A 21,614-nucleotide genomic window follows, 5' to 3' on the forward strand; every position below is an offset into this window, starting at 1 on the left:
TAGTGAGACGAAATGAAAATTATTATTTTAGGTGCAGGACAAGTGGGCGCTTCTTTAGCTGAAAACTTAGTTGGCGAAAATAACGATATCACTGTGGTTGATGAAAACCATGAAGCCTTACAAGAGTTACAAGATCGTTTTGATTTACGTGTAATACAAGGTAGTGCCTCATGCCCAACTACCTTGGGTAATGCAGGTGCCGTAGATGCAGACATGCTAATCGCGGTGACCAACAGCGATGAAATTAACATGGTTGCCTGCCAAATTGCTTTTACCCTGTTTAATGTGCCTAAAAAAATAGCGCGTATTCGTTCACAAACCGTGGTGATGCATGAACAAGAGTTATTCCATAAAGATGCCTTCCCTATTGACCATATTATTGCTCCTGAGAAGTTAGTAAGTGATTACATTACTCAGCTAATTGAATACCCGGTGCGCTGCAAGTAGCCAACTTTGCCAATGGTAAAGTGGGGCTAGTTGCCATTCGTGCTTATTACGGTGGTTCGCTGGTGGGTAACGCTATTTCCGCGTTAAAAGAGCATATGCCTAATATCGAAGCGCGTGTGGCTGCAATATTTAGACGTGGTAAAGCAATTCGTCCACAGGGCACAACAATTATTGAAGCCGATGATGAGGTGTTTTTTATCACGGCTAGCCCAAATATCCGTGCGATAATGGGGGAGATGCAGAAGTTAGAGCACCCTTATAAACGTATCATGATTGTTGGTGGTGGTTATATTGGTGAAAGCCTTGCTAAGCGTTTAGAAAAAGAAAACTCAGTTAAATTGATTGAGAAAAATTACCGTCGTGCTGAACATCTTTCTGAGACGCTATCTAACACCATAGTGTTCTGCGGTGACTCATCAGATCAAGACTTACTGCTAGAAGAGCATATTGATCAAACTGACCTATTTATCACCGTCACCAATGATGATGAAGCGAATATCATGTCTGCGATGTTGGCCAAGCGTTTAGGTGCGCGTAAAGCCATGGTTCTGATTCAACGTACTGCTTATGTTGATTTGATCCAAGGTAACATTCTCGATATTGCTATCTCTCCGCAACAAGCGACCTTATCTGCATTGTTAACCCATGTACGTAAAGCCGATCTAAAACACGTTTATTCATTACGTGAAGGGTTAGCTGAAGCCATTGAGATTGTTGCCCGTGGCGATAACATGACCTCTAAAGTAGTGGGTAAAGAGATTTCACAATTAAAACTACCAAAAGGAACCAGTGTTGGCGCGATAGTACGTGAAGAGCAAGTGTTAATTGCGCACGATGATACCGTGATAGAAACTGATGACCACGTTATCTTGTTCTTAGTGAATAAGAAGTACATCAGCGATATCGAAAAACTATTCCAACCAAGTCCATTCTTCCTGTAAGCAATAACAGATGAATTACCGTCCACTGTTCTTTATTACTGGGCTAGTGCTGTCGAAAATGGCAGTGTTTATGTACTTCCCTATGATATTGGCTTTCTATACCGGCACTTTTGGTGGAATGGAGTTTTTATTATCGATAGTGATCACTCACCTTGCTTCTATTGCTTTCCTATACTTTGGCGGAGAGAAACAACGTTCCCATTTAGGCGTTAGGGAGATGTTTCTATTAACCACTGGGGTATGGATTCTAGCCAGTTTATTTGCCGCGTTACCTTTTGTATTTATACAGCATATTAGTTATAGCGATGCTTTTTTTGAAACTATGTCTGGCATTACCACAACTGGAAGTACGGTGTTACATGGTTTAGATTCCATGCATCATAGTATTCTGCTTTGGCGTTCAATATTACAATGGCTAGGCGGTGTTGGCTTTATTGTAATGGGTGTGGCTATTTTACCTTTTTTAAATGTGGGGGATGCGATTATTCCAAACAGAATCCTCTGACTGGTCCGATAAATCAGCGGCAAAAACCCGACAGGTAGCTTTAGATATTCTGTTAGTTTATATCACACTCAGTATTGCTTGTTATATTGGTTATCGCTTTTCTGGGATGGATAATTTTGAAGCGATCAACCATGCAATGACCACTATCTCTACAGGGGGATATTCAACCTCCGATAGCTCGATGGGGCACTTTACTGTCTTTGCACATTGGAATGCCATTATCTTTATGTTTTTAGGCGGACTCCCTTTCTTGTTAATGATTAGAGGGTTGCATGAAAAATCACTAACACCACTTTGGCAAGATGCGCAAATTCAAGGATTCCTGAAGCTCATTTTAGTATGTACTTTGAGTTTAACTATCTATTTAGTAAATTCTGGCCAGTTCATGTGGTTAGATGCCTTACGTCTCAGCATGTTTAATGTTGTATCGGTTATCACTACCACTGGTTTTGGTCTAGACGACTTCTTAACTTGGGGTGATTTTAGTGTTATTGTTTTTGCTGGCTTATTATTTACTGGTGCCTGTTCAGGTTCAACATCCGGTGGTATTAAAATTTTTCGATTCCAAATAGCCTTTAGTTTGTTGCAACGCCAGCTGATGTTACTTATGCATCCACATGCGTTATTCCCTCAAAAATATAATAATCGTAAAGTCAGTGATGAGATATTGCGTTCTTTAGTGGCGTTTATTCTCGCGTATATGGCGACTATTGCTGTGTCTACATTATTGCTGACTGCATTTGGATCTGAAGCAATGATTTCATTAACGGCTTCAATTACCGCCGTATCGAATGTTGGACCTGGTTTAGTCCCTTCCATTGGTCCATCAGGTAATTTTGCTGACTTCCCTAATGCATCAAAATGGGTATTATCAATTGGCATGTTAATGGGACGTTTAGAGATATTAACGGTGGCAGTAATGTTGACTCGACACTTTTGGCGTCGTTAAGTCACTACTTAGTACTTCGAAGTTAAGCGCTCGCTGCAAAGGTAAATCATGATCAATCAAAAACATTTAAATACATTTATAACATTAGCAGAAACTGGACACTTCACCCAAACCGCAGAGCGTTTATTTATGACGCAACACTGGGGTGACGCAGCATATAAAAAAGCTAGAAAAGCACTTTAATACCTTGTTATTAGAGCGTTATGGTAAGCAATTTGAATTAACTTTAGCGGGTGAAAAACTCTATCAAACTGCATTAACCATGCGTGATTTAGAAACACAGTTAAATGAACAAATTAACCATGATGAAATGACTAAGGGAATATGTTCAATTGCTTGCTCAGGTGCATTAGCTAACCTGTTATACCCTCACTTTGTACAACAACAGACGGTTCATCCAGAGTTAAGTGTATTCGTTGAAGCTGCCCCGAATAAGAATATTATTGCTGATTTACTGAGTAATAAAGTTGACCTAGGTATCGTCACTATTGAAAGTTCTCATGAACAACTTAAGCAAACCTTAGTAGGAGTTGAAGAGTTACAGCTTGTATTGCCAGCCAGTATAAAATTTGATGGCGTATGCCGCTTTGAGGATTTGAATGAAATTGGCTTTATCAATCATCCAGACGGATTACATTTTGCTGAAAAAGGTATTGTCAGTCAACTTTAAAGCGGACTATAAAGGGCCAAATAGCTTAACAATTAAAGGCTATGTTAATCAGCTACAACAGATTCTGTTACCGGTAGCGAAAGGGGTTGGTTATACGGTGTTGGCAAAAAGTACCGTGGAGCAATTTCAACAACCAGCCTTATTACAGGTCTTACCATTAGAGCATGTTATTCAAGATTCATTGTATTTAACGCAGAAACGTTATCGTCAGATACCTGCGCGTTATCAATGGTTTGTAGATACGATCAAAACCCTATTAAGTGAGTGAGTTATTGTTGTTACTAGCGTGGTCACTTATCTGATTATTTTCTGCTGTTAACTTATCTGCAATAGGGCGCTTAATAGGAACACCAAGCCCTTTTAATTGCTCTGCTTGTTGAATCACATTCCCACGTCCATCACTAAGTTGTTTTAAAGCACTTTGGTAAGTTTTCTGGGCTTTATCAAGCTGTGAACCAACCTCTAAAAAGTTATCGCTGAATAGGCGTAATTTGTCGTATAGTTTACTGGCTTGTTGTGCGATCAATTGACCATTCTTCTCTTGCCGCTCAAAGCGCCATAGATTTTCGATAGTGCGTAGGGCAATCATCAAGTTGCTTGGACTAGCCAATAGAATGTTATTATCCAGTGCTAATTGTACTAAGCTAGGGTCGTGCTCTAAAGCCACAATAAAAGCAGGTTCAACGGCCACAAACAGCAATACGTAATCCAAAGTATTTGCGCCAATTAAGTCTTGATAATCTTTTTTACCTAAGCCTTTAATATGTTGTCTTATCGATAGGCAGTGCGCATCTATCGCTTGTTTCTGCTCACCGACATCTTGGCTATTAAAGTAACGTTCATAAGCTACTAATGACACTTTTGAATCGATAATGATATTGCGGTTTTGTGGTAAGTTAACAATCACATCGGGTAAAAAGCGTTGCCCTTTATTGTCTTTTAAATTGACCTGAGTTTGGTATTCATGCCCTTCGCGTAACCCTGAGCTCTCTAAAATGCGCTGTAAAACCACTTCACCCCAATTGCCTTGCTGTTTGTTATCACCTTTTAAAGCATTGGTGAGATTTTGTGTTTCTTGGTGCATTAAGCTATTTAAATTAGCAAGCTGATCAATTTCTCGCTTTAAGTTGTAGCGCTCTTTACTCTCGTTAATATAACAATCGCTAACTTGTTTTTTAAAGCCTTCTAATTGGGTGCTTAATGGATCAAGTAGTTGTTTAATTGATTGTTCATTTAATTGCTTAAATTGCGATGATTTATCATTAAAAATACGTTGTGATAATACTTCAAACTGCTGACTTAATTTGGCTTCTGTTGCTTGTTGATCGCGCAGACGTTGCTCACCAGCTTGTAAACGAATATCTGACTCTCTGACACGGGTTGTTAGCTTATTCGCCTGCATTTGTAAGCTTTCATTGTGTAATGATAAATCGCGCGCTTTATCTTCCAATATTTGGTTTTGCTGCTCTTGCTGCGCTAAATGCTGTTCGGTGAGCTTTAAGGTGAGGTGTTGTTCTGCCAGCTGGCTTTTAACATTCGATAATCTGTTAAATACTAGTACCAGTAGTACAATAAAGAAAATGCTTACAATTGCTAATAGAGTAAAGATATTGTCGGAAAATAGCTCCATAGACATACTAATATTCCATTTTTTTCAATGCACTAATTACGTGAGGATTAAGCCTATTCCAACACAGTAAAAAAGTGAGATAAATACCAATAATGCCCCACTTATGTAAATTCTTACCTTGGTCTAAATCAGAAAAAACAAAGGGACCGAAGTAGCTGTCTACCACTTCAACATAAATAACCATAATAATAGGCAAGATCAATACCGTTAATAACTTCCAAACTAAAGATAAGGCTTTGGTGAGTGGATGATTGAGCATGATATTTCCAACTAAGAACAACTGACCTGTAACTTTAAACAGTAAACTTAGAGAAGGGAATAGCTAGGCTGAAAAATAGCGATATTGGTAAAAGTCCAAAGTAGATGATGTAATTAATAATTTTACTGCTATTTGCAGGTTTTAAGTGTTTTTGCGCATAAAATGCTGCCGTTAATCTTTAGTCTTGCATGTTTTAGCAGTTTTTATGATGATCTTTTATAATAAATGCTCTAAAGTATGTTTAAATTAATTTCTAACTAACTATCTGGGGAAGTGTATGTGCGGTATCGTTGGTGCAATTGCGCAAAGAGAAGTATCTGAAATCCTAATCGAAGGTCTAAAAAAATTAGAATATCGTGGTTACGATTCTGCCGGCGTTGCTGTTGTTGATAGCGAAGGCAAATTAACTCGTGTACGTCGTTTAGGTAAAGTGAAAGAGCTAGCCGATGCCGTTGATGAAATGCATACAATGGGTGGTACTGGTATTGCACATACTCGTTGGGCTACACACGGTGAACCATCAGAAGCGAATGCACACCCACATGTTTCTGCCAACATCTCTATCGTACATAACGGTATTATTGAAAATCACGAACCATTACGTGCACTATTGCAAGAACGCGGTTACATCTTCAATTCACAAACCGATACAGAGGTCATTGCACACTTAGTTGAATGGGAACTAAGAAGTTCTGCATCATTACGTGAAGCTGTGCAAAAAACCGTATTACAGCTTGAAGGTGCTTACGGCATGGTTGCGCTTGATAGTCATGACCCATCTCGTTTAGTCGTTGCTCGTTCAGGTAGCCCATTAGTTATTGGTCACGGCATTGGTGAAAACTTCCTAGCCTCTGATCAGTTAGCATTATTAAACGTAACACGTCGTTTCACTTACCTTGAAGAAGGTGATGTCGCTGAAATTACACGTCGAGAAGTGGCTATTTTTGATAAAACAGGTAATGCCATTGAACGTGAAATGGTTGAATCAAATGTTGAACAAGATGCGGGTAGCAAAGGTAAATACCGTCATTTCATGCAAAAAGAGATTTTTGAACAGCCAAGCGCACTAATCAGTGCTTTAGAGGGCCGTATTAATGACGATAGCATTGTGGTTGAAAGCATTGGCAATGGGGCAAAAGAGATCCTAGCGAAAGTACGACATGTACAAATCATCGCCTGTGGTACTTCATACAATTCAGGTATGGCGGCTCGTTACTGGTTTGAGTCATTAGCAGGTGTCAGTTGTGATGTTGAAATCGCTTCTGAGTTCCGTTACCGCGAGTTTGTAGTACGTCCAAACAGCTTATTATTAACCCTTTCTCAATCAGGTGAAACCGCTGATACCTTAGCAGCTTTACGTTTAGCGAAAGAAAAAGGTTACATGTCAGCAATGTCTATTTGTAACGTATCAGGTTCTTCATTGGTACGTGAGTCTGACCTTGCATTCATGACCCGTGCTGGCACAGAGATTGGCGTAGCATCAACCAAAGCCTTTACTACACAACTTGCTGCAATGTTGATTCTAGTTACTGCGATCGGTAAAGAGCAGGGCACAATCAAACTAGAGAAAGAAGCTGAAATTGTTAAATCACTTCACTCATTACCAGCACAAATAGAAAAAGCCCTAGAGTTTGATAAAAAAATTGAAGCACTAGCAGCAGATTTTGCTGATAAACATCACACACTCTTCCTAGGTCGCGGTGAATACTACCCAATTGCAATGGAAGCCGCGTTAAAAGTTAAAGAGATCTCTTACATCCACGCAGAAGCCTATGCAGCAGGTGAATTAAAACATGGCCCGTTAGCGTTAGTAGATGCGGATATGCCTGTTGTTGTGGTGGCACCGAATAACGACTTATTAGAGAAACTAAAATCAAACGTAGAAGAAGTGCGAGCGCGTGGTGGTTTACTGTATGTATTTGCCGATGAAAACTCAGGCTTTGAACCTTGCGATGGAATGAAAATCATCTCATTACCGCATGTAGACCCAATTATTGCGCCGATTTTCCATACCGTGCCAATGCAATTATTGTCATACCACATTGCCCTAATCAAAGGCACTGACGTAGACCAACCACGCAACTTGGCTAAGGCTGTTACGGTAGAATAATGCTTAAATGGTAAACCTTTATTAAGATGCATTAAAAAACCGACGAAAGTCGGTTTTTTATTGCTTATAAACTTTTATTGTTTGCAAGTCAGTTGCGTTTCAAACAATTAATTACAGGCTGATTGAGTAACTTCACTTATGTTTTTCATTGTCTATACAGACAAATGTATCGATCTTTCGTGTCATTAAGACAATAGCCTCTGATAATGTGTTAAAAAGGCTTTAGGCATTAAAATTTGAAACGCACGCCTGCTAGATAACCTAAACCATAACCTTCTTCGCTTGATTGACCAACCTCAGCAAAGACACTTAGTTTTTTCTGCTCAGGAACTTGTAAGTGACGTTGGTATACCATTCTCCGTAACTATCGTCTTCTTCCGGTTCAACACCGACATACCCTAAGCGAACTTCAACTGAATCTGTTGCTTTGAATGTGCTTGCTAAGTTGTAAATAGCACTGCCGTTTTCAACTTTTGAGTAATCGCCTCCAAAGGTAGCAAAATCTGCGTCATAAAAGAGGCTAATACCATAAGTATCGGTCATTTCTGCATCAATACTCTCAGCTTGAGATTGATAGCCAACCATCAGTTCTAGATTATTAATTGAAGTGATTGCAAGTAAGTCGTAGGACTTTCCGCTTTCACTATCAGTCCCTTCTGACTCTAAGTCTGTGGAGGCAACCAAGGTAAAGTATTGATGTTCATATTGCACAAGAATAACATCATCACCATCGTCTTCTTGGGCATCAAAACCACTACTGTCAGAGTTCATTTCATAAGACTCTTCTACCCCAAAATCATCGATAGCATAATCTTGTTTACCGATAGATAGTGTAAAGTTATCGTATGTTAGACCAATATATGCGTCAGATAATTCCGTTCCAGCATCACTTTCACCATTCGCTGCGTCTGCTGAATCAAAGGATAATACTGCGAACATATTGCTTCTTTCGTTGATGTGATAATTAAAGATGTTTTCTAATTCGAGATCATCAAACTCCACGCCAAGGTTGGCGCCATCTTCAAAGTCTTTGCGAAGTTGTACTTGTAAGTCGCCTTCCACTTCATAGCTAAAGCCTTTGTCATTACTATAAATTTCTGCTGCATTTACGGTATTAAACATTGCTGCTGTAATGACACTTACGATCAGTGTTTTTTTCATGTTACGTCCTTATTTTAGGTAAAAGAATCCCTATTCCCATGATTTGGCAGGAATGATTAGAGATTTTGGTTTTATGCTATGTATTTATAGCGTTATTTAATGGTTATTAAATTAGAGTGATACTTCAGGGGACTGCCCAACGCCTTTTGGCTCTTCGTAGATTACTTACGTCATAAAAATTAAGCTTTTGGGCTGTTTCTATATCGCTAAGCTGCTGCTTTTTTTGGAGAAAATAAACTTCTCTAGCACGCATTTCATCAACGATTGTTTGGTAGTTTGTTTTATGCTTTTTTAATTTTCTTTTTAAGGTCGCTGTGCTAATAAATAGCTGATCAGCAATATCATTCGCAGCTGGAATTGTTTGGATATTGTCGATGATTTTCGAACGTATAATGTTTAATAAACTGACCTGGGATGCTGTTTGTTTAACTAGGCGTTTATGATCTAATGTAAATAAAATATGAGAAGCTTGATTGAAAGGGTGGGCTAATAACCTCTCAGGAATGGAGACTGCGAAATAAGCTTGCTGAAATTGAATTTTGGCTGGAAACCATGCATTAAACTCTAATGCTGTTTGTTGATTGCAATCTTCTATATCTAAAACCCAATTTTTAACCAGTTGTTGCTCGCTAATCCAACTTATAATTGAATCAATGGCACTTAATGAATAGGCAATAACAAACTGTTTGAGCGTCTGGTCTGCGAGTAGCCCAAATCGGTCGGTAAAGGTCAGGTAGAGTTGCTTATCATGATGTTTAATATGCAAGGATAAAAGTGGAGACCAGAGTGCACAGCTATTGACTAAATAGTGAATTGCACTGTCAAGGTCTGGTGCATGAATTAAACCATTTGAGAACGTCCCTAAAGCTGTTGGGAGAATACGCTGGCCTAATTTTAAGGCTAATGCGTCATGCCCTTCACTTAATGTCGCATTAAAATAGAGTTGTGCTAGTTGTTGAGGAGTAATACGTTTTTCAATGTCTTCAAAGTCATCCATGAATAAACGTGTTTTACTGAGTAACACATCTGGATGTTCACCTGCTTGACAAAGCATATCAACCAGTTGTGCGGTCCCACATTGGATGCTGATAAATGCATCCGTTGCTTCTAACCATTCTGGTGTGTTTTTGGTTAACATAGTGACTGCCTACCTAACTTCGTGTTGTCGAGTATGGTGTTTAACGCTGGTCATCACGAGTTTTTCAATATCTGATGAGCTTTGACTTTTATGTAAAGCGTAAGAGTGGCAAAAGAGATTTAAGGTGTTTTGTTGGTGATCATGGCGACTGAAAAAGGTTTTTTTAATGAAGTCATCATTTGCTCATTTTGATCACTTGTTACATTTGTGAGCACTGCGTAATGATTACCTGTTAAATGATAAACGTGGGTATCTTTAGATGATTGGTTTAATAGCACATCTGCACAATAGCGTTTCAATTCGGACTTTTCTGTTGCTGTTTGGTTAAAGCCATCGACTGTTATGTAGAGTAAGTTCAATTGTATTGACCTTACTGCTCGCGGTAATAACTGTTCAATTTCAGTGAGCATGGCTTTCATCGGTGCTAAACCGGTTTCGCGGTTAATACTAGGACTATTTTTAAAAACCGCGTTACGTTGAGCGAGGTGTGTTTGTATTAATTGTTGCTCGCGGTACCAATAAACCATCCCTGTAGTAAATAACACTAGCCCAATAGGAAGTGACTCAATAAGGCTATCCCATGGAAAGCGATCTTTAGGTAGTTTGATGAATTCATCTATAAAATCTTGTAAGTTGCTCAAGTAAACCCCTAATAACCCAAGAGCTAATAGTGTTGTTGTTCTGCCTTTTGAACGAGAAGCGAGTAATATGGTCAACCAAACTGCGATGAATAAGACACTGGCACCTTCCCCTGTTATATCTAACCAGGACCAAACCTCCATTACCTTTACATCACCTTGACTGATATTTAAGAGTGACAGTAAGGTAGATAATATAATCAGTGTATAAAGCCATGCTAAATGCTGGCGAAACTTCAATATAAAATGATGTAAGTGATAAATAATTTGATAGTGCCAACGATTCATAATGTTCCCTTATTTTTGAACACAGGCAGTTTTGCGAATTTGTATTAAACAAATATGACAGTGTTAGTCTGACTAGCTCAGGCGATCGCTTTTATTGAATGAATTACTTCAACTTATATACGAACCCTTTTCATCTCATGGGCAGGCGCTTAATTAAGTAGAAAGTCTGATTAGCTCATTCGGCTTGTTATGGGCGTTTATTCTCACTATTTCACGTCTCTCTCGATAGCACTGTCACAAAAGTGCCATGCAAATTTCCTAAAGTCATCCCGTCAAAAATAGTGAGTTATTACGTATATTCAAAAAGATAGGAAATGAGATGAAGTATTTTAAAATGAGTTTTTTAGCGGTGGTCGTCACGGCGTCGCCATTCACTAATGCAACGGTAACTGATACCAGTTATGAAGATATTGCGGATAGTGCACACTGGCAATCTGTAAATGGTGAACAAACTTTGTTGATCAGTACATTAGAAGAAGATGGTCTTGCGGTATTTAATGCGCAAGGTAAGCAGTTACAACATATACAAACGAATGAAGTCGCTGGCGTTGATGTTCGTTATGGTATGTCGTCAAATAATGGTGAAAAAGTAGATATCGCTGCAGTTGCTTTGGTTGATGAAGAGGCATTTGCGTTTTACCAAATTGATGTAAAAAATGATATGCCGTTACGAAAGATTGGGCAGTTCAACGCCACAATAAAAGCTGAAGGTGTGTGTTTAGCAAAAAATCTAACAACGGGTGATATTTATATTAATGGTTTTTCTGATGAGGGTGACTGGGTACAGTTTAAATTAAACTACGACGGTCAAAAAATCAGTAGTGCTTTACAGAATAAGGGTGAGGCATTGCCAGTGCGAACAACCCAAGTCGGCGGAAAACTCAGTGCTTGTGTGGTAGACGACGAAAGTTCAACAGTGTATTTAGCAGAGCAAAATGTGGGCATATGGGAATATGGTTCTGACCCTGAAAATGTAAAAGATCGTACTTTATTGGATGTAGCGCAACCCATTGGGCATTTAAGTGAAGTAGAAAGTATTGATATTGCTTATCAAAAAGAAGGTGAAGGGGTAATTATTGTTGCTGATGAACAACAAGGTTTTTTACTTTATGACCGTAATAGCAAAAACTTTATCAATAAATTTGATATTGATGGCGTGAAAGAAGCCAAGCTAGTGACAGTATCAGATACTGGTCTTTGGATAGGTAACACGGAGCTAGATGAACCCGTATACCAAACCTTATCCTTCAAAGAGATGTCACGACTTGGTTTAACCAATAAAGAGAGTAAACGCAGTGATAAATGGATCAATAATGCGCACCTTAAAACGAGTGATTTAAAGTTAGTTAAAGCTGCTGGTGAAACTCAGCAAGTTGATAAAAGTGGTGATGCAGCTGACGATCCTGCTTTGTGGTATAACGCCGATAAACCATCAGAGAGCCTGATTATTGCAACCAATAAAAAAGGGGGATTACTTGCTTATGATATGCATGGGAAAGAGGTGCAATATATACAAGGTAATGAAGTTAACAATGTTGATATTCGCCAAAATGTTAAGGGAGATGACGGACGTTTATACGATGTCGTCGCAGCCTCTAACCGTGAGCTAAATAGCATTGCTCTTTATACCATTGCACCAGGTGAAACAGCTGATAAACCGATCAATGTATTAGAAGTTGTTGGTCAAAGCCGCCATGTTAAAGCTCCAGAGCTTGCTTCTGGTGTGGATAAAATTTACGGGTTATGTATGAGTCAATCACCAGAAGGAGTCGCGTATGTGTTCATTAACAGTAAAAAAGGTGAAATAGAACAATGGAAAATCTCTATTAATAATGCCAAAGCAACGGGTACGTTAGTCAGAACATTACAAGTAGATAGCCAACCCGAAGGCTGTGTGGTCGATGATAAAACGCAAACACTTTATGTGGGTGAAGAGGATGTAGCTATCTGGGCATTTGATGCCAATGAGAAAGGCAGCACAACAGCAAGGTTATTTGCAGAAGTCGATGGCGATCATCTGGTTGATGACATTGAAGGGTTAACGCTTTATCAAACAGAAACACAGAACCTGTTACTAGCGTCTAGCCAAGGTAATAACACCTATGCGGTATTTGATCTTGATAAGAAAGGTGCTTTCGTTACTAATTTCGCCATTATTGGCGATGATAGTAAAGGTATTGATGGTGCGAGTGATACTGATGGGATTCATGCTACTGCATTGAACTTAGGAGAAGCATATCCTGAAGGGGCATTCATTGCTCAAGATTGGTATAACTTAAGCGATAAGTATCAGCCTTTAAATCAGAATTTTAAAATTGTTGATTGGCGTGAAATTAAGAAAATTTTAAAATAATCAAAGTGGTATTTAAGTATTCTTTACTAGGTGATTTGATTGTTGCTTATTCAAAGTTTTACTTTTCAATTTACATTAGCCCTTCAGTTTAATGACTTTACGGTCAATAAGCTGAAGGGCTTTATAATATTGTTATGCTGAAAACTATCGAATAATCATCTGCTCTCGTTCAGGGCCAACGGATACCATACTCACTGGCACACCCATCAGTTCTTCAATGCGTGTTACGTAGTTTTGTGCTGCGATTGGTAGGCTATCAAAGGTACGACAACCGCTGATATCTTCACTCCAACTTTGCATTTGTTCATAAACGGGCGTTAATGATGCTGTTTGTGGCCAAATTGGGTTTTCTGGATGTTGTCCTTCATAAGCGACACAGATTTTTAAATCCGTCATGCCTGATAAACAGTCGATTTTTGTTAATGCAATTTCAGTGGCCGCTTGCAACTCAACACCATTACGGGTAGCAACCGCATCAAAGAATCCCATATCACGTGGGCGACCTGTTACAGCACCATATTCATTGGCACTTTCACGGAAGTTATCTTGATGCTCCATTGCTGTTACTAGTGTGCCGGTACCTACTGATGAGCTAAATGATTTGGCTACTGCAACAACACGCTCTGGATATAGCGCTGGTAAACCACTGCCGATACCTGCATAAGCTGCGGTTACGTTCGATGATGTTGTCCAAGGGTACTCACCGTAGACTAAGTCTCTGCCTGCACCTAGTTGTGCTTCAAATACCAGATTAGCTTTCTCTTTTTGTAACGCTTTTAGTGGTTCTGTTACGTTACAAATAAATTGACGCCAAGGTGCAGTGACTTCTAATAGCCAGTTTGTCATCTCTTCTGCTGTTTGGTTAAATTCACAGTCAGGGTAAAGCGCTTTTAATTGAGGTAATTTCCAATCGAGTAGGAATTGAATGCGTTGTTGTAATACTTCAGGTTGTTTTAACCAGCCAACTAGAATCCCTTTTTTCATTACGCGGTCACCGTAAGCCGGTGCGATACCTTGTCTTGTTGAACCGTAAGCAGCATCACCAAGGCGTTGTTCTTCCAAAGTATCTTCTAATGCATGCAAAGGTAGGCACAGCGTTGCTCGGTCTGAGATAGACAGTTTTACATCAATGTTTGCTGCTTTAACTTCGTTGATCTCTTCGCTTAATGCAGCGGGGCTGATCACCATACCTGGGCCAAGAACCGCTAAACAATTTGGATTAAAGATGCCACTTGGTAACTGGTGTAATTTAAAGGTACCGAAGTCATTAACGACGGTATGACCAGCGTTATTGCCGCCTTGAAAACGAATACTTGCGCTTGCGTTTTCTGCTAAAAAATCAACGATACGACCTTTACCTTCGTCGCCCCAGTTTGCGCCTACAACCACTATTGATGTCATGCTTTGCCCCTTGAATGATGAAAAGGGCATGCTACATAACTAATGTTAATATGGTAAATTAATAATAGTTATTACATTGATAAGCATTTCATATGACTGGCTAGATGTCAGGTTGAAGGGGAAGGTACATTATGCTCGATATTAATTGGTTAAAAACATTTGTCACACTTGCAGAGCTGCAGCATTTTGGACAATCAGCCACTGTGTTGCACATGACTCAACCTAATGTCAGTTTGCATTTAAAACAGCTAGAGAAAGCGACCCGTACTAAGTTGATAGAACGGAGCCCCTTTAGATTAACGCAAGCGGGGCAGCGTTTATTAAAAAGCAGTCAAAAAACCTTACAAGAGTTAAAGCTTTGCCAAGCGGACATCAATGCCTTGAATGATTTACGCCAAGGCACCTTGACCATTGCAGCCAGTGATATTATTTCCAGAGCATTGTTGATTGAACCTTTTCAACTCTTTAAACAAGAGTATCCCAACATGGACCTCGTTTTATTCAACACCACTTCATCGCAAGCTTCATCGCTAGTGAAAAGTGCCGATGCAGAATTAGGGTTTGTGATTGCTCAGAAAGAGAGTTTACCTCTATATTTTAGTGAATTAAAAGCGGTGCATTGGTGTGCGGTAGGGCATCAATTAGAATTAGTACAGGGTGAAGTGATGCAAAAAGACAGTGCGGAATTGCCGACTTTAATCTTATTGGGGCATGATACGCGTACTCGAGATCTGATTGATCTTGCGTTACCTTCTCTAAATATACCGCATTATCGGATTATGGAAGTGGGTAGTGTAGATGCGCAATTAGACTGGGCTGAAGCAGGCTTTGGTACGGCTATTGTGCCTGACTTTTCACTCGCTAGCAGACGCCATTTAAAAGCGGAAGTGGTCACTTTGGTGGATTTTCCTTGTACCAGTTTGGGGTACGTCGTACGTAAAAACCAAATTTTATCCAAGGCTGTTAAACATCTTTTACGTTTAGTGGGTGAGAAAATTGCCATTAATAAATACGCTTGAATACCGCTATTATAGCTAATAGTTTATGTGCTAGGTGAGCTAATATCTTTCTATAGATCAATTGTCTATGTTCACATTATTTATACTGTCAATTGGAATATTTGAAACTTCACTTTTTAGGTTAATGAGTCATTCTAAACATTCTTATCCATTATTCTTATCTAATATTTTCTACTTAAAACATAATTCGGTCATATTCGGGTGTAAACAAACCAATACAAACTTGTTTGTTTTGGTCTATTTTTGACCGTTTGTGTTTGTTATTGAATTTCTTACTCATACAATTAGCACTAATCAGGTTCTTTTGTGAGTTAGCTGACACAATTACCTGCGTTCAATGAAGCCCAGTTAAGAGTGATGCTTGCTCTCTGAATTCCCATCTTTATTCTCATAAACTTCTCTTCCATAGCAGGTCATCAAGTTTCTGCTATCTCGTTGCATTAAGTAGTTAACCGAAAGGTTGTTAATAAATTCGCTCTGATATGGCGGTGTAAGAGAAGTCGTTAACTCTTATTACTGGTTTGAGCATAACAAGCATCATTAACCATTTTATAGCATTAGCTAACAGGCTGAGTGTTGTTGAAAGGTCTGATATTAATAAAAAGAGAGTCGTTATGAATTACCTTATTTCACCATCATTAATGTGTCTTGATTTAATGAAAGCATCGGAACAAATACGTTTTTTTAATGAAAAAGCGGACATGTTACATGTCGATTTAATGGATGGGCATTACGTAAAAAATATTGCTTTATCAGTTGATTTTGTTCGCCAAATTCGTCCACATGCAACCATCCCAATAGATGTTCATATGATGGTGACGACACCAATGGACTTTGTTGATGGATTAATCAACGCAGGTGCGGATTCAATGTCTGTCCACGCTGAAACTATCAGCAGTTATGCTTTCCGTCTAATTAACCACATTAAAAATGCGAATAAAAAAGTTGGCATTATCTTAAATCCAGCGACCTCTATTGACGTATTAACACCCTATATACACCTGTTAGACAAAGTAACGGTGATGACAGTCGATCCTGGTTATGCAGGCCAACCTTTTATTCCTGAAATGGTAGAAAAAATAAAAGCCTTACACAATACAAGGGCTGCTGGTGGCCATAAATTTTTAATTGAAGTCGATGGTTCGTGTAATAAAAACACTTACGGTTTGCTATTAAATGCCGGGGCAGATGTTCTAGTAATGGGCAGTAGCGGCTTACTTAAGCACGGCGTTCCAATCGCTGATACTTGGGAAATTATGGAAGCTGATATCGCGAAGTCATTAAGTGCTTAATTAAGTTTAAGGAAGAGATTATGAAAGGGAAAGTATGTGTATTTGGTTCTTTTAATGTCGATATCGTTGCAAGAGTAGATCGTTTCCCATTTCCAGGAGAATCATTAGTGGCTAATAGCAGTATGACTAGTGCCGGTGGAAAAGGTGCGAACCAGGCAATGGCTGCTCTAAAGTCTGGCGCTAATGTTCATTACATTGGGAAAATTGGAGAAGATGCTTTTGGTCCATTTGCTCGCCGATATTTGAAGTCTGTTGAGTTCGATGCCTTAACTTTATTAACAACATCGGACAAAGCCACGGGTAATGCGTTAATTTTTGTTTCCGAAGGTGAGCAGGGCAATGCTGAAAATATGATTTCTGTTGACCCAGGGGCCAACATGACAGTGAGCCATGATGAAATTATGCAGTTTGCTTCAGCAATAGGTTGTGCAGATATCTTATTAGTACAGCTAGAAAATAATATTGCAGCCATTGAGCATGTTATCAATATTGCTTTTGAACATCAGACTTTCGTGATTTTAAACCCTGCACCGTGGCAAGAAGTTGATGACCAATTATTAACTAAAGTGGATTTAGTAACACCGAATGCCACTGAAGCCCAATTTATGAGTGGGGTGCCTGTGACTGATTTTGCATCAGCTGAAATAGCCGCTGACTTAATTCATAAAAGAGGATGTAAGTCAGTCATCATCACTTTAGGTTCAATGGGCGCTTTGCTTTCTGAGCAAGGTGTGAAAACAACAATTCCTCTATTCCCTGCCAACCCGAAAGATACTACAGGTGCTGGCGATGCGTTTAATGGTGCTTTGGCCGCAAGATTAGCGAATGGAGACTCGATAACCGATGCGACACGTTTTGCAGCAGCTTATGCCGCAGTCAGTGTCGAGAAGATAGGGGCATCTCCACAAATATCATTAACCGAAGTTGAGGATAGATTGCTGTGTTTAGCTTAATAAAACTTAGATAAGTGCCAAAAGACATTGGACCAGGTTTTCATAGAAGAAAATCAAATAGTGAAAAAAACACTTAATGATGAATCACTGTGTTTTATTAAATTTGATAAATAACAGTGTTAATTAACTGAAAATAAAAGGATAGAACCATGAAACAGATGAAAAAAATATTAATCGGTGCACTTGTTGCTGCAACGCTTTCTCCATTCGCTACTACTGCATTTGCAGCTGATAGCTTAAAAATTGGTTTTTCTAATAGAACAATGAATGGTGCGTTTTTCAATGCGATGAATGAGTATATGAAAGTACACACTAAAGAGCATGGATACGAATATATTTCTACAGATGCTCGTGGTGACCTAACTAAGCAAATCTCCGATGTCGAAGATATGCTTTCTCAAGGGATAGATTACCTTGTCCTTAACCCTCAAGACCCTGAAGCGGGCTTACGTATCGCTAAAAGTGCTGAACGTAAAGGTATTCCAGTTGTTGTTTTAGACAGTGGTATTCCATTATCTGCACCTGTATTGACACGTGTACAAGCTGATAACCAACAAAATAATATTATGTTAGGTGAGTATGCTGTTGATGAGTACGGCTCAGAAGCAATGAACTGTGTATTAGTAAGTGGTAACCAAGGTAACGTCGTTGGTGAGATGCGTCGAACCAACTTTTTACGCGGTGTTATCGAAGCACAGTTACGTAAATATAACCAAACTAAGCTTAATATTTTAAGCCAAGGCTGGGGGGCTGGGATCAACAAGGCGGTCTGAAAGCAATGGAGGATTTACTTGTTGCGCATGGAGATAAAATGAACTGTGCATTTGCAGAAAATGATGACATGGCGCTAGGTATGGTATTAGCACTTAAAGCTGCTAATAAATTGGACCAAGTCACCGTATTTTCAAATGATGGTTACAAAAAAGGTTTAGAGTCAATTAAGCGCGGAGAGCTTAAAGCGACAGTAGGCAACAACCCTAATCAATTAACAGATCGCGTTGTTGATGTGATTACAGCACATGCTGCTGGTGAAACTCAATTCCCAGATTATACCTACATCGAGCCAGTGTTAATGATACAAGATAATGTTGATGAGTACCTTGACCCAGACTCATTCTTCTAAGGCGATATGGCCTAATGTTGCACTCTGTTGCAGCATTAGGCGCAATATTAGTTACACACTTTAATGAGTATAGGTACTGAGATGGCTGATTATGCAATTGTTACTGAAAATGTAAAAAAGAGTTTTGGCGGTGTCCATGCTTTAAAAAACATTAACTTGAGAGTTAAAAAAGGAGATATTCACGCAATCGTTGGTGAGAATGGTGCCGGAAAATCTACGTTAATGAAGGTGCTTGCTGGTATTCATACAAAAGATAGCGGAAAAGTAACTGTTAATGGTAAAGAGGTACATTTTACATCACCAAAACAAAGCAAAGAAAATAAAATTGGCATTATTTATCAAGAGCTTGCGTTGGCACCTGATTTAACGGTAGCAGAAAATATTTTTCTCGATGACCTTGGTTTTGGAAAAATGACCGTTAATCGTGGTTTGCTCAATAAGAAAGCCAGCAGAGTATTAAAAAACCTAGGTTTTAACATCGACCCTGAAGTTAAAGTAGGTACGTTAAGCGTGGCTTACCAACAGATGGTTGAAATTGCTAAATCCTTAGCAAAAGACGTCAATATTCTTATCTTAGATGAACCATCAGCTGTGTTATCAGAAAGAGAGATAGACATTTTATTCAGTCAACTAAAACTTCTCCAGGGTAAGGGAGTAACGATTTTATACATTTCTCACCGTTTAGAGGAAATATTTAGAATTGGTAATGCTATTACGGTGATAAAAGATGGCGAAACGACTAAAGAATTAGATCCTAAAGTATGTACTGAAGACGACATTATTGAAGGGATGGTTGGGCGAAGCTTTGAGAATTTATACCCAGAGAAAAATATCCCGCAAGAAGCGCTTATTTTAAAAGTTGAGAATATGTACACCAAGAAGCTATTACGTGATATCAGTTTTCATATACGTAAAGGGGAAGTGGTTGGCTTAGCAGGGCTTGTTGGATCAGGCAGAACCGAGATTGCCAGATGCTTATTCGGTATCGACAAAATGGACGGTGGAAAAATAATTAAGGATGGAAAAGAGATAGTGGTTCGTCATCCAGCTGAAGCAATGTCTCACGGAATTGGTTTAGTACCTGAGAGTCGAAAGGAGCAGGGCGCGATATTGTCTAGGCCGATTAGAGAAAACATGCACCTAGCGAATTTAAGCAATATCAGTAATCGTTTTGGTATTTTACGTTCAAAAATAGAAAAAAATATTGGTAATCAATTAAAAGAAAAATTAAAGATTAAGTTAAACAGCATTGAAGACCCCATTGCTAGTTTAAGTGGTGGTAATCAGCAAAAAGTGGTGATTGCTAAGTGGTTAAATACTGATTGCGACTTATTGATTTTAGATGAGCCAACGCGAGGAGTTGATGTAGGAGCTAAAGTAGAAATTTACAATATTATCAGTGATTTAGCTAGGAAAGGGTATGCCATTTTAGTGATTTCTTCTGAAATGCCTGAAGTGATTTCACTTTCTCACCGAGTGTATGTAATGAGTGAAGGTAATCTTGCATGTGAGTTGGTTGGTGATGAAATCACTGAAGAAAGCGTGATGCGATATGCGATCCCTAAACGTGAAAGTGCTTAACAACCGTTTGAATTAAATTTTGTGCGACATTTTGTTGCTATTGATAGCAATATTATTAAGGAAAAGACAATGGAAATCTCTCAGAAACTAGATAAAGAAGTAATAGAGAATGAAGAGAAGCAAGCTTCTCTTGTGAGTAAAGTGCTTAGTTTTATTAGTAATAATTCAACCTTTGTTGTGTTTGTAGTGATGTTGGTCATTGCAGGCTTTTTATCTGACCGATTTTATACCGAAGGCAACATTACTAATGTACTACGACAAAGTGTGCCGTTGGGGTTAGCAACATTAGGCATGTTGTATGTGATCATTACTGGTGGTATTGACTTGTCAGTAGGGTCAATCATGGCGTTAGTCTCAGTGGTTGTCGCATTGTTGATACCGGAGTTTGGCTTATATCCTGCTTTATTGGGGGAGTAGTTTGTGCGACGCTAGCGGGTGCTTTATCGGGTTTCTTAGTGACAGGATTTAATATTGCTCCGTTTATTGCCACCTTAGCAATGATGACGATTGCTCGTGGTGTGGCGTTGATTGTTTCTAAAGGACAACCTGTTTTCATAGATGATCCTGCTTTGATTGACTTTGGTACAGGGTATTTTCTAGGCCTACCATTACCTGTTTATGTATTAGCGGGTTTTGCACTGATTGCACACTTCATTTACAAGCATACGGTATTTGGCCGCCTAGTTGTCTCGATTGGTTCGAATGAAACAGCCACCCGATTTGCAGGTATTCGAGTTAATTATTACAAGCTTTCAGTTTATGCAATCAGTGGGTTGGCTTGTGGTCTTGCAGGTATTTTAGCCGCAAGTAGAACCGGTGTTGGCTCTCCAGTGTTAGCCATTGGTTTCGAATTGGACGTGATTGCTGCGGTAGTTGTTGGTGGTGCGAGTCTAGCGGGTGGTAAAGGGACTGTTGTTAATACAATTATTGGTGTTCTAATTCTCAGTATGATCTCTAACTTAATGAATTTAATGAACATCTCTGGCTATAATCAACAAGTTATTAAAGGTGCGATTATCATTGCTGCTGTTATGTTAGAGAGCTTTAAATCACGCGCTAAAGTATAGACATACTCAGTATTAAAAGGTTTGTTATGCTCATTTTGTTAGGCAATAACCGAAGATAGATAGGATTATTATTAATAAGATGAGCTGTC

The 21,614-nt window shown here is 39.0% G+C and carries 19 protein-coding genes and 2 pseudogenes; 15 read left to right on the forward strand and 6 right to left on the reverse strand.

Annotation, left to right across the window (positions count from 1 at the left end):
* Positions 1-12: 12 nt before the first annotated feature.
* The 5 genes and pseudogenes from trkA (at position 13) to ACLKL2_RS12430 (ending at position 3,780) form a co-directional block, all read left to right on the forward strand.
* Positions 13-1,388: pseudogene (trkA, locus tag ACLKL2_RS12410) on the forward strand (Trk system potassium transporter TrkA).
* A gap of 10 nt (positions 1,389-1,398) precedes the next feature.
* Positions 1,399-2,842 (forward strand): annotated as a pseudogene (locus ACLKL2_RS12415) (TrkH family potassium uptake protein).
* Positions 2,843-2,890: 48 nt separating this feature from the next.
* Positions 2,891-3,025: a LysR family transcriptional regulator gene (locus ACLKL2_RS12420; protein WP_413691898.1), complete on the forward strand. Its 135-nt coding sequence runs from the start codon at positions 2,891-2,893 to the stop codon at positions 3,023-3,025.
* Positions 2,988-3,512, forward strand: a complete 525-nt coding sequence (locus ACLKL2_RS12425) for a LysR family transcriptional regulator (protein ID WP_413691900.1) — start codon at positions 2,988-2,990, stop codon at positions 3,510-3,512. The genes ACLKL2_RS12420 and ACLKL2_RS12425 overlap by 38 nt, the downstream gene beginning before the upstream one ends.
* Positions 3,496-3,780 carry a LysR substrate-binding domain-containing protein gene (locus ACLKL2_RS12430; protein ID WP_413691902.1) on the forward strand — a complete coding sequence of 95 codons (285 nt, stop codon included), beginning with the start codon at positions 3,496-3,498 and terminating at the stop codon, positions 3,778-3,780. The genes ACLKL2_RS12425 and ACLKL2_RS12430 overlap by 17 nt, the downstream gene beginning before the upstream one ends.
* Here ACLKL2_RS12430 and rmuC read toward each other — a convergent pair.
* Both rmuC and ACLKL2_RS12440 read right to left on the reverse strand, forming a co-directional pair.
* On the reverse strand, positions 3,769-5,148 hold the full coding sequence (gene rmuC, locus ACLKL2_RS12435; protein WP_413691903.1) for a DNA recombination protein RmuC: 1,380 nt from the start codon (positions 5,146-5,148) through the stop codon (positions 3,769-3,771). The two genes, ACLKL2_RS12430 and rmuC, sit on opposite strands and share 12 nt — an antisense overlap.
* A gap of 1 nt (position 5,149) precedes the next feature.
* Positions 5,150-5,401, reverse strand: coding sequence for a hypothetical protein (locus ACLKL2_RS12440; RefSeq protein ID WP_113819653.1), 252 nt, complete (start codon positions 5,399-5,401; stop codon positions 5,150-5,152).
* A gap of 277 nt (positions 5,402-5,678) precedes the next feature.
* Here ACLKL2_RS12440 and glmS point away from each other — a divergent pair, with 277 nt between their 5' ends.
* Positions 5,679-7,511 (forward strand): glutamine--fructose-6-phosphate transaminase (isomerizing), encoded by a 1,833-nt coding sequence (gene glmS / locus ACLKL2_RS12445; RefSeq protein ID WP_413691905.1) that lies wholly within the window; start codon positions 5,679-5,681, stop codon positions 7,509-7,511.
* Positions 7,512-7,820: 309 nt separating this feature from the next.
* On the opposite strand, the gene ACLKL2_RS12450 is transcribed toward glmS, so the two are convergent.
* The 3 genes from ACLKL2_RS12450 to ACLKL2_RS12460 all read right to left on the reverse strand — a co-directional run bounded on the left by ACLKL2_RS12450 (position 7,821) and on the right by ACLKL2_RS12460 (position 10,736).
* Positions 7,821-8,672: a porin gene (locus tag ACLKL2_RS12450; RefSeq protein ID WP_413691907.1), complete on the reverse strand. Its 852-nt coding sequence runs from the start codon at positions 8,670-8,672 to the stop codon at positions 7,821-7,823.
* Positions 8,673-8,796: 124 nt separating this feature from the next.
* A complete protein-coding gene (locus ACLKL2_RS12455; RefSeq protein WP_413691909.1) occupies positions 8,797-9,810 on the reverse strand; it encodes an AraC family transcriptional regulator ligand-binding domain-containing protein in 1,014 nt (337 codons plus the stop codon).
* Between the two features lie 119 nt (positions 9,811-9,929).
* Positions 9,930-10,736, reverse strand: a complete 807-nt coding sequence (locus ACLKL2_RS12460; protein WP_413691911.1) for a hypothetical protein — start codon at positions 10,734-10,736, stop codon at positions 9,930-9,932.
* Positions 10,737-11,055: 319 nt separating this feature from the next.
* Between ACLKL2_RS12460 and ACLKL2_RS12465 the strand changes: the two genes are divergently transcribed.
* The gene (locus ACLKL2_RS12465) at positions 11,056-13,089 is read left to right on the forward strand and encodes a phytase (RefSeq protein ID WP_413691912.1); all 2,034 of its coding nucleotides are present in this window, start codon (positions 11,056-11,058) and stop codon (positions 13,087-13,089) included.
* A gap of 144 nt (positions 13,090-13,233) precedes the next feature.
* Here ACLKL2_RS12465 and ACLKL2_RS12470 read toward each other — a convergent pair whose 3' ends face one another.
* The gene (locus ACLKL2_RS12470) at positions 13,234-14,490 is read right to left on the reverse strand and encodes an adenylosuccinate synthase (protein ID WP_413691913.1); all 1,257 of its coding nucleotides are present in this window, start codon (positions 14,488-14,490) and stop codon (positions 13,234-13,236) included.
* 131 nt (positions 14,491-14,621) lie between these two features.
* Between ACLKL2_RS12470 and ACLKL2_RS12475 the strand changes: the two genes are divergently transcribed.
* The 8 genes from ACLKL2_RS12475 (at position 14,622) to ACLKL2_RS12510 (ending at position 21,525) form a co-directional block, all read left to right on the forward strand.
* Positions 14,622-15,509, forward strand: a complete 888-nt coding sequence (locus ACLKL2_RS12475; protein WP_413691915.1) for a LysR family transcriptional regulator — start codon at positions 14,622-14,624, stop codon at positions 15,507-15,509.
* Between the two features lie 614 nt (positions 15,510-16,123).
* Positions 16,124-16,801: a D-allulose 6-phosphate 3-epimerase gene (gene alsE, locus ACLKL2_RS12480; RefSeq protein WP_413691916.1), complete on the forward strand. Its 678-nt coding sequence runs from the start codon at positions 16,124-16,126 to the stop codon at positions 16,799-16,801.
* A 20-nt stretch (positions 16,802-16,821) separates the two neighbouring features.
* Positions 16,822-17,754, forward strand: a complete 933-nt coding sequence (locus ACLKL2_RS12485) for a ribokinase (RefSeq protein WP_413691917.1) — start codon at positions 16,822-16,824, stop codon at positions 17,752-17,754.
* Positions 17,755-17,903: 149 nt separating this feature from the next.
* On the forward strand, positions 17,904-18,527 hold the full coding sequence (locus tag ACLKL2_RS12490; RefSeq protein ID WP_413691918.1) for a substrate-binding domain-containing protein: 624 nt from the start codon (positions 17,904-17,906) through the stop codon (positions 18,525-18,527).
* Positions 18,528-18,532: 5 nt separating this feature from the next.
* Positions 18,533-18,877: a substrate-binding domain-containing protein gene (locus ACLKL2_RS12495; protein ID WP_413691919.1), complete on the forward strand. Its 345-nt coding sequence runs from the start codon at positions 18,533-18,535 to the stop codon at positions 18,875-18,877.
* 81 nt (positions 18,878-18,958) lie between these two features.
* The gene (locus ACLKL2_RS12500) at positions 18,959-20,458 is read left to right on the forward strand and encodes a sugar ABC transporter ATP-binding protein (RefSeq protein ID WP_413691920.1); all 1,500 of its coding nucleotides are present in this window, start codon (positions 18,959-18,961) and stop codon (positions 20,456-20,458) included.
* 69 nt (positions 20,459-20,527) lie between these two features.
* Entirely contained in the window at positions 20,528-20,875 is a 348-nt protein-coding gene (locus ACLKL2_RS12505; protein ID WP_413691921.1) for an ABC transporter permease, read from the forward strand.
* Positions 20,863-21,525 (forward strand): ABC transporter permease, encoded by a 663-nt coding sequence (locus ACLKL2_RS12510; protein ID WP_413694318.1) that lies wholly within the window; start codon positions 20,863-20,865, stop codon positions 21,523-21,525. Before ACLKL2_RS12505 ends, ACLKL2_RS12510 begins: the two co-directional genes overlap by 13 nt.
* Positions 21,526-21,614 lie beyond the last annotated feature (89 nt).

Source organism: Psychromonas sp. KJ10-2, assembly GCF_047323255.1.
Classification (GTDB): Bacteria; Pseudomonadota; Gammaproteobacteria; order Enterobacterales; family Psychromonadaceae; genus Psychromonas.

What these genes read in the sequence shown, in the direction of transcription:
- glmS (WP_413691905.1), top strand. Translation starts at nt 5,679, where the DNA reads ATGTGCGGTATCGTTGGTGCAATTGCGCAAAGAGAAGTATCTGAAATC.
- ACLKL2_RS12500 (WP_413691920.1), top strand. Translation starts at nt 18,959, where the DNA reads ATGGCTGATTATGCAATTGTTACTGAAAATGTAAAAAAGAGTTTTGGC.
- rmuC (WP_413691903.1), bottom strand. Translation starts at nt 5,148, where the DNA reads ATGTCTATGGAGCTATTTTCCGACAATATCTTTACTCTATTAGCAATT.
- ACLKL2_RS12485 (WP_413691917.1), top strand. Translation starts at nt 16,822, where the DNA reads ATGAAAGGGAAAGTATGTGTATTTGGTTCTTTTAATGTCGATATCGTT.
- ACLKL2_RS12465 (WP_413691912.1), top strand. Translation starts at nt 11,056, where the DNA reads ATGAAGTATTTTAAAATGAGTTTTTTAGCGGTGGTCGTCACGGCGTCG.
- ACLKL2_RS12490 (WP_413691918.1), top strand. Translation starts at nt 17,904, where the DNA reads ATGAAACAGATGAAAAAAATATTAATCGGTGCACTTGTTGCTGCAACG.
- ACLKL2_RS12450 (WP_413691907.1), bottom strand. Translation starts at nt 8,672, where the DNA reads ATGAAAAAAACACTGATCGTAAGTGTCATTACAGCAGCAATGTTTAAT.
- ACLKL2_RS12470 (WP_413691913.1), bottom strand. Translation starts at nt 14,490, where the DNA reads ATGACATCAATAGTGGTTGTAGGCGCAAACTGGGGCGACGAAGGTAAA.
- ACLKL2_RS12475 (WP_413691915.1), top strand. Translation starts at nt 14,622, where the DNA reads ATGCTCGATATTAATTGGTTAAAAACATTTGTCACACTTGCAGAGCTG.
- ACLKL2_RS12460 (WP_413691911.1), bottom strand. Translation starts at nt 10,736, where the DNA reads ATGAATCGTTGGCACTATCAAATTATTTATCACTTACATCATTTTATA.
- ACLKL2_RS12495 (WP_413691919.1), top strand. Translation starts at nt 18,533, where the DNA reads ATGGAGGATTTACTTGTTGCGCATGGAGATAAAATGAACTGTGCATTT.
- alsE (WP_413691916.1), top strand. Translation starts at nt 16,124, where the DNA reads ATGAATTACCTTATTTCACCATCATTAATGTGTCTTGATTTAATGAAA.
- ACLKL2_RS12455 (WP_413691909.1), bottom strand. Translation starts at nt 9,810, where the DNA reads ATGTTAACCAAAAACACACCAGAATGGTTAGAAGCAACGGATGCATTT.
- ACLKL2_RS12440 (WP_113819653.1), bottom strand. Translation starts at nt 5,401, where the DNA reads ATGCTCAATCATCCACTCACCAAAGCCTTATCTTTAGTTTGGAAGTTA.
- ACLKL2_RS12505 (WP_413691921.1), top strand. Translation starts at nt 20,528, where the DNA reads ATGGAAATCTCTCAGAAACTAGATAAAGAAGTAATAGAGAATGAAGAG.
- ACLKL2_RS12420 (WP_413691898.1), top strand. Translation starts at nt 2,891, where the DNA reads ATGATCAATCAAAAACATTTAAATACATTTATAACATTAGCAGAAACT.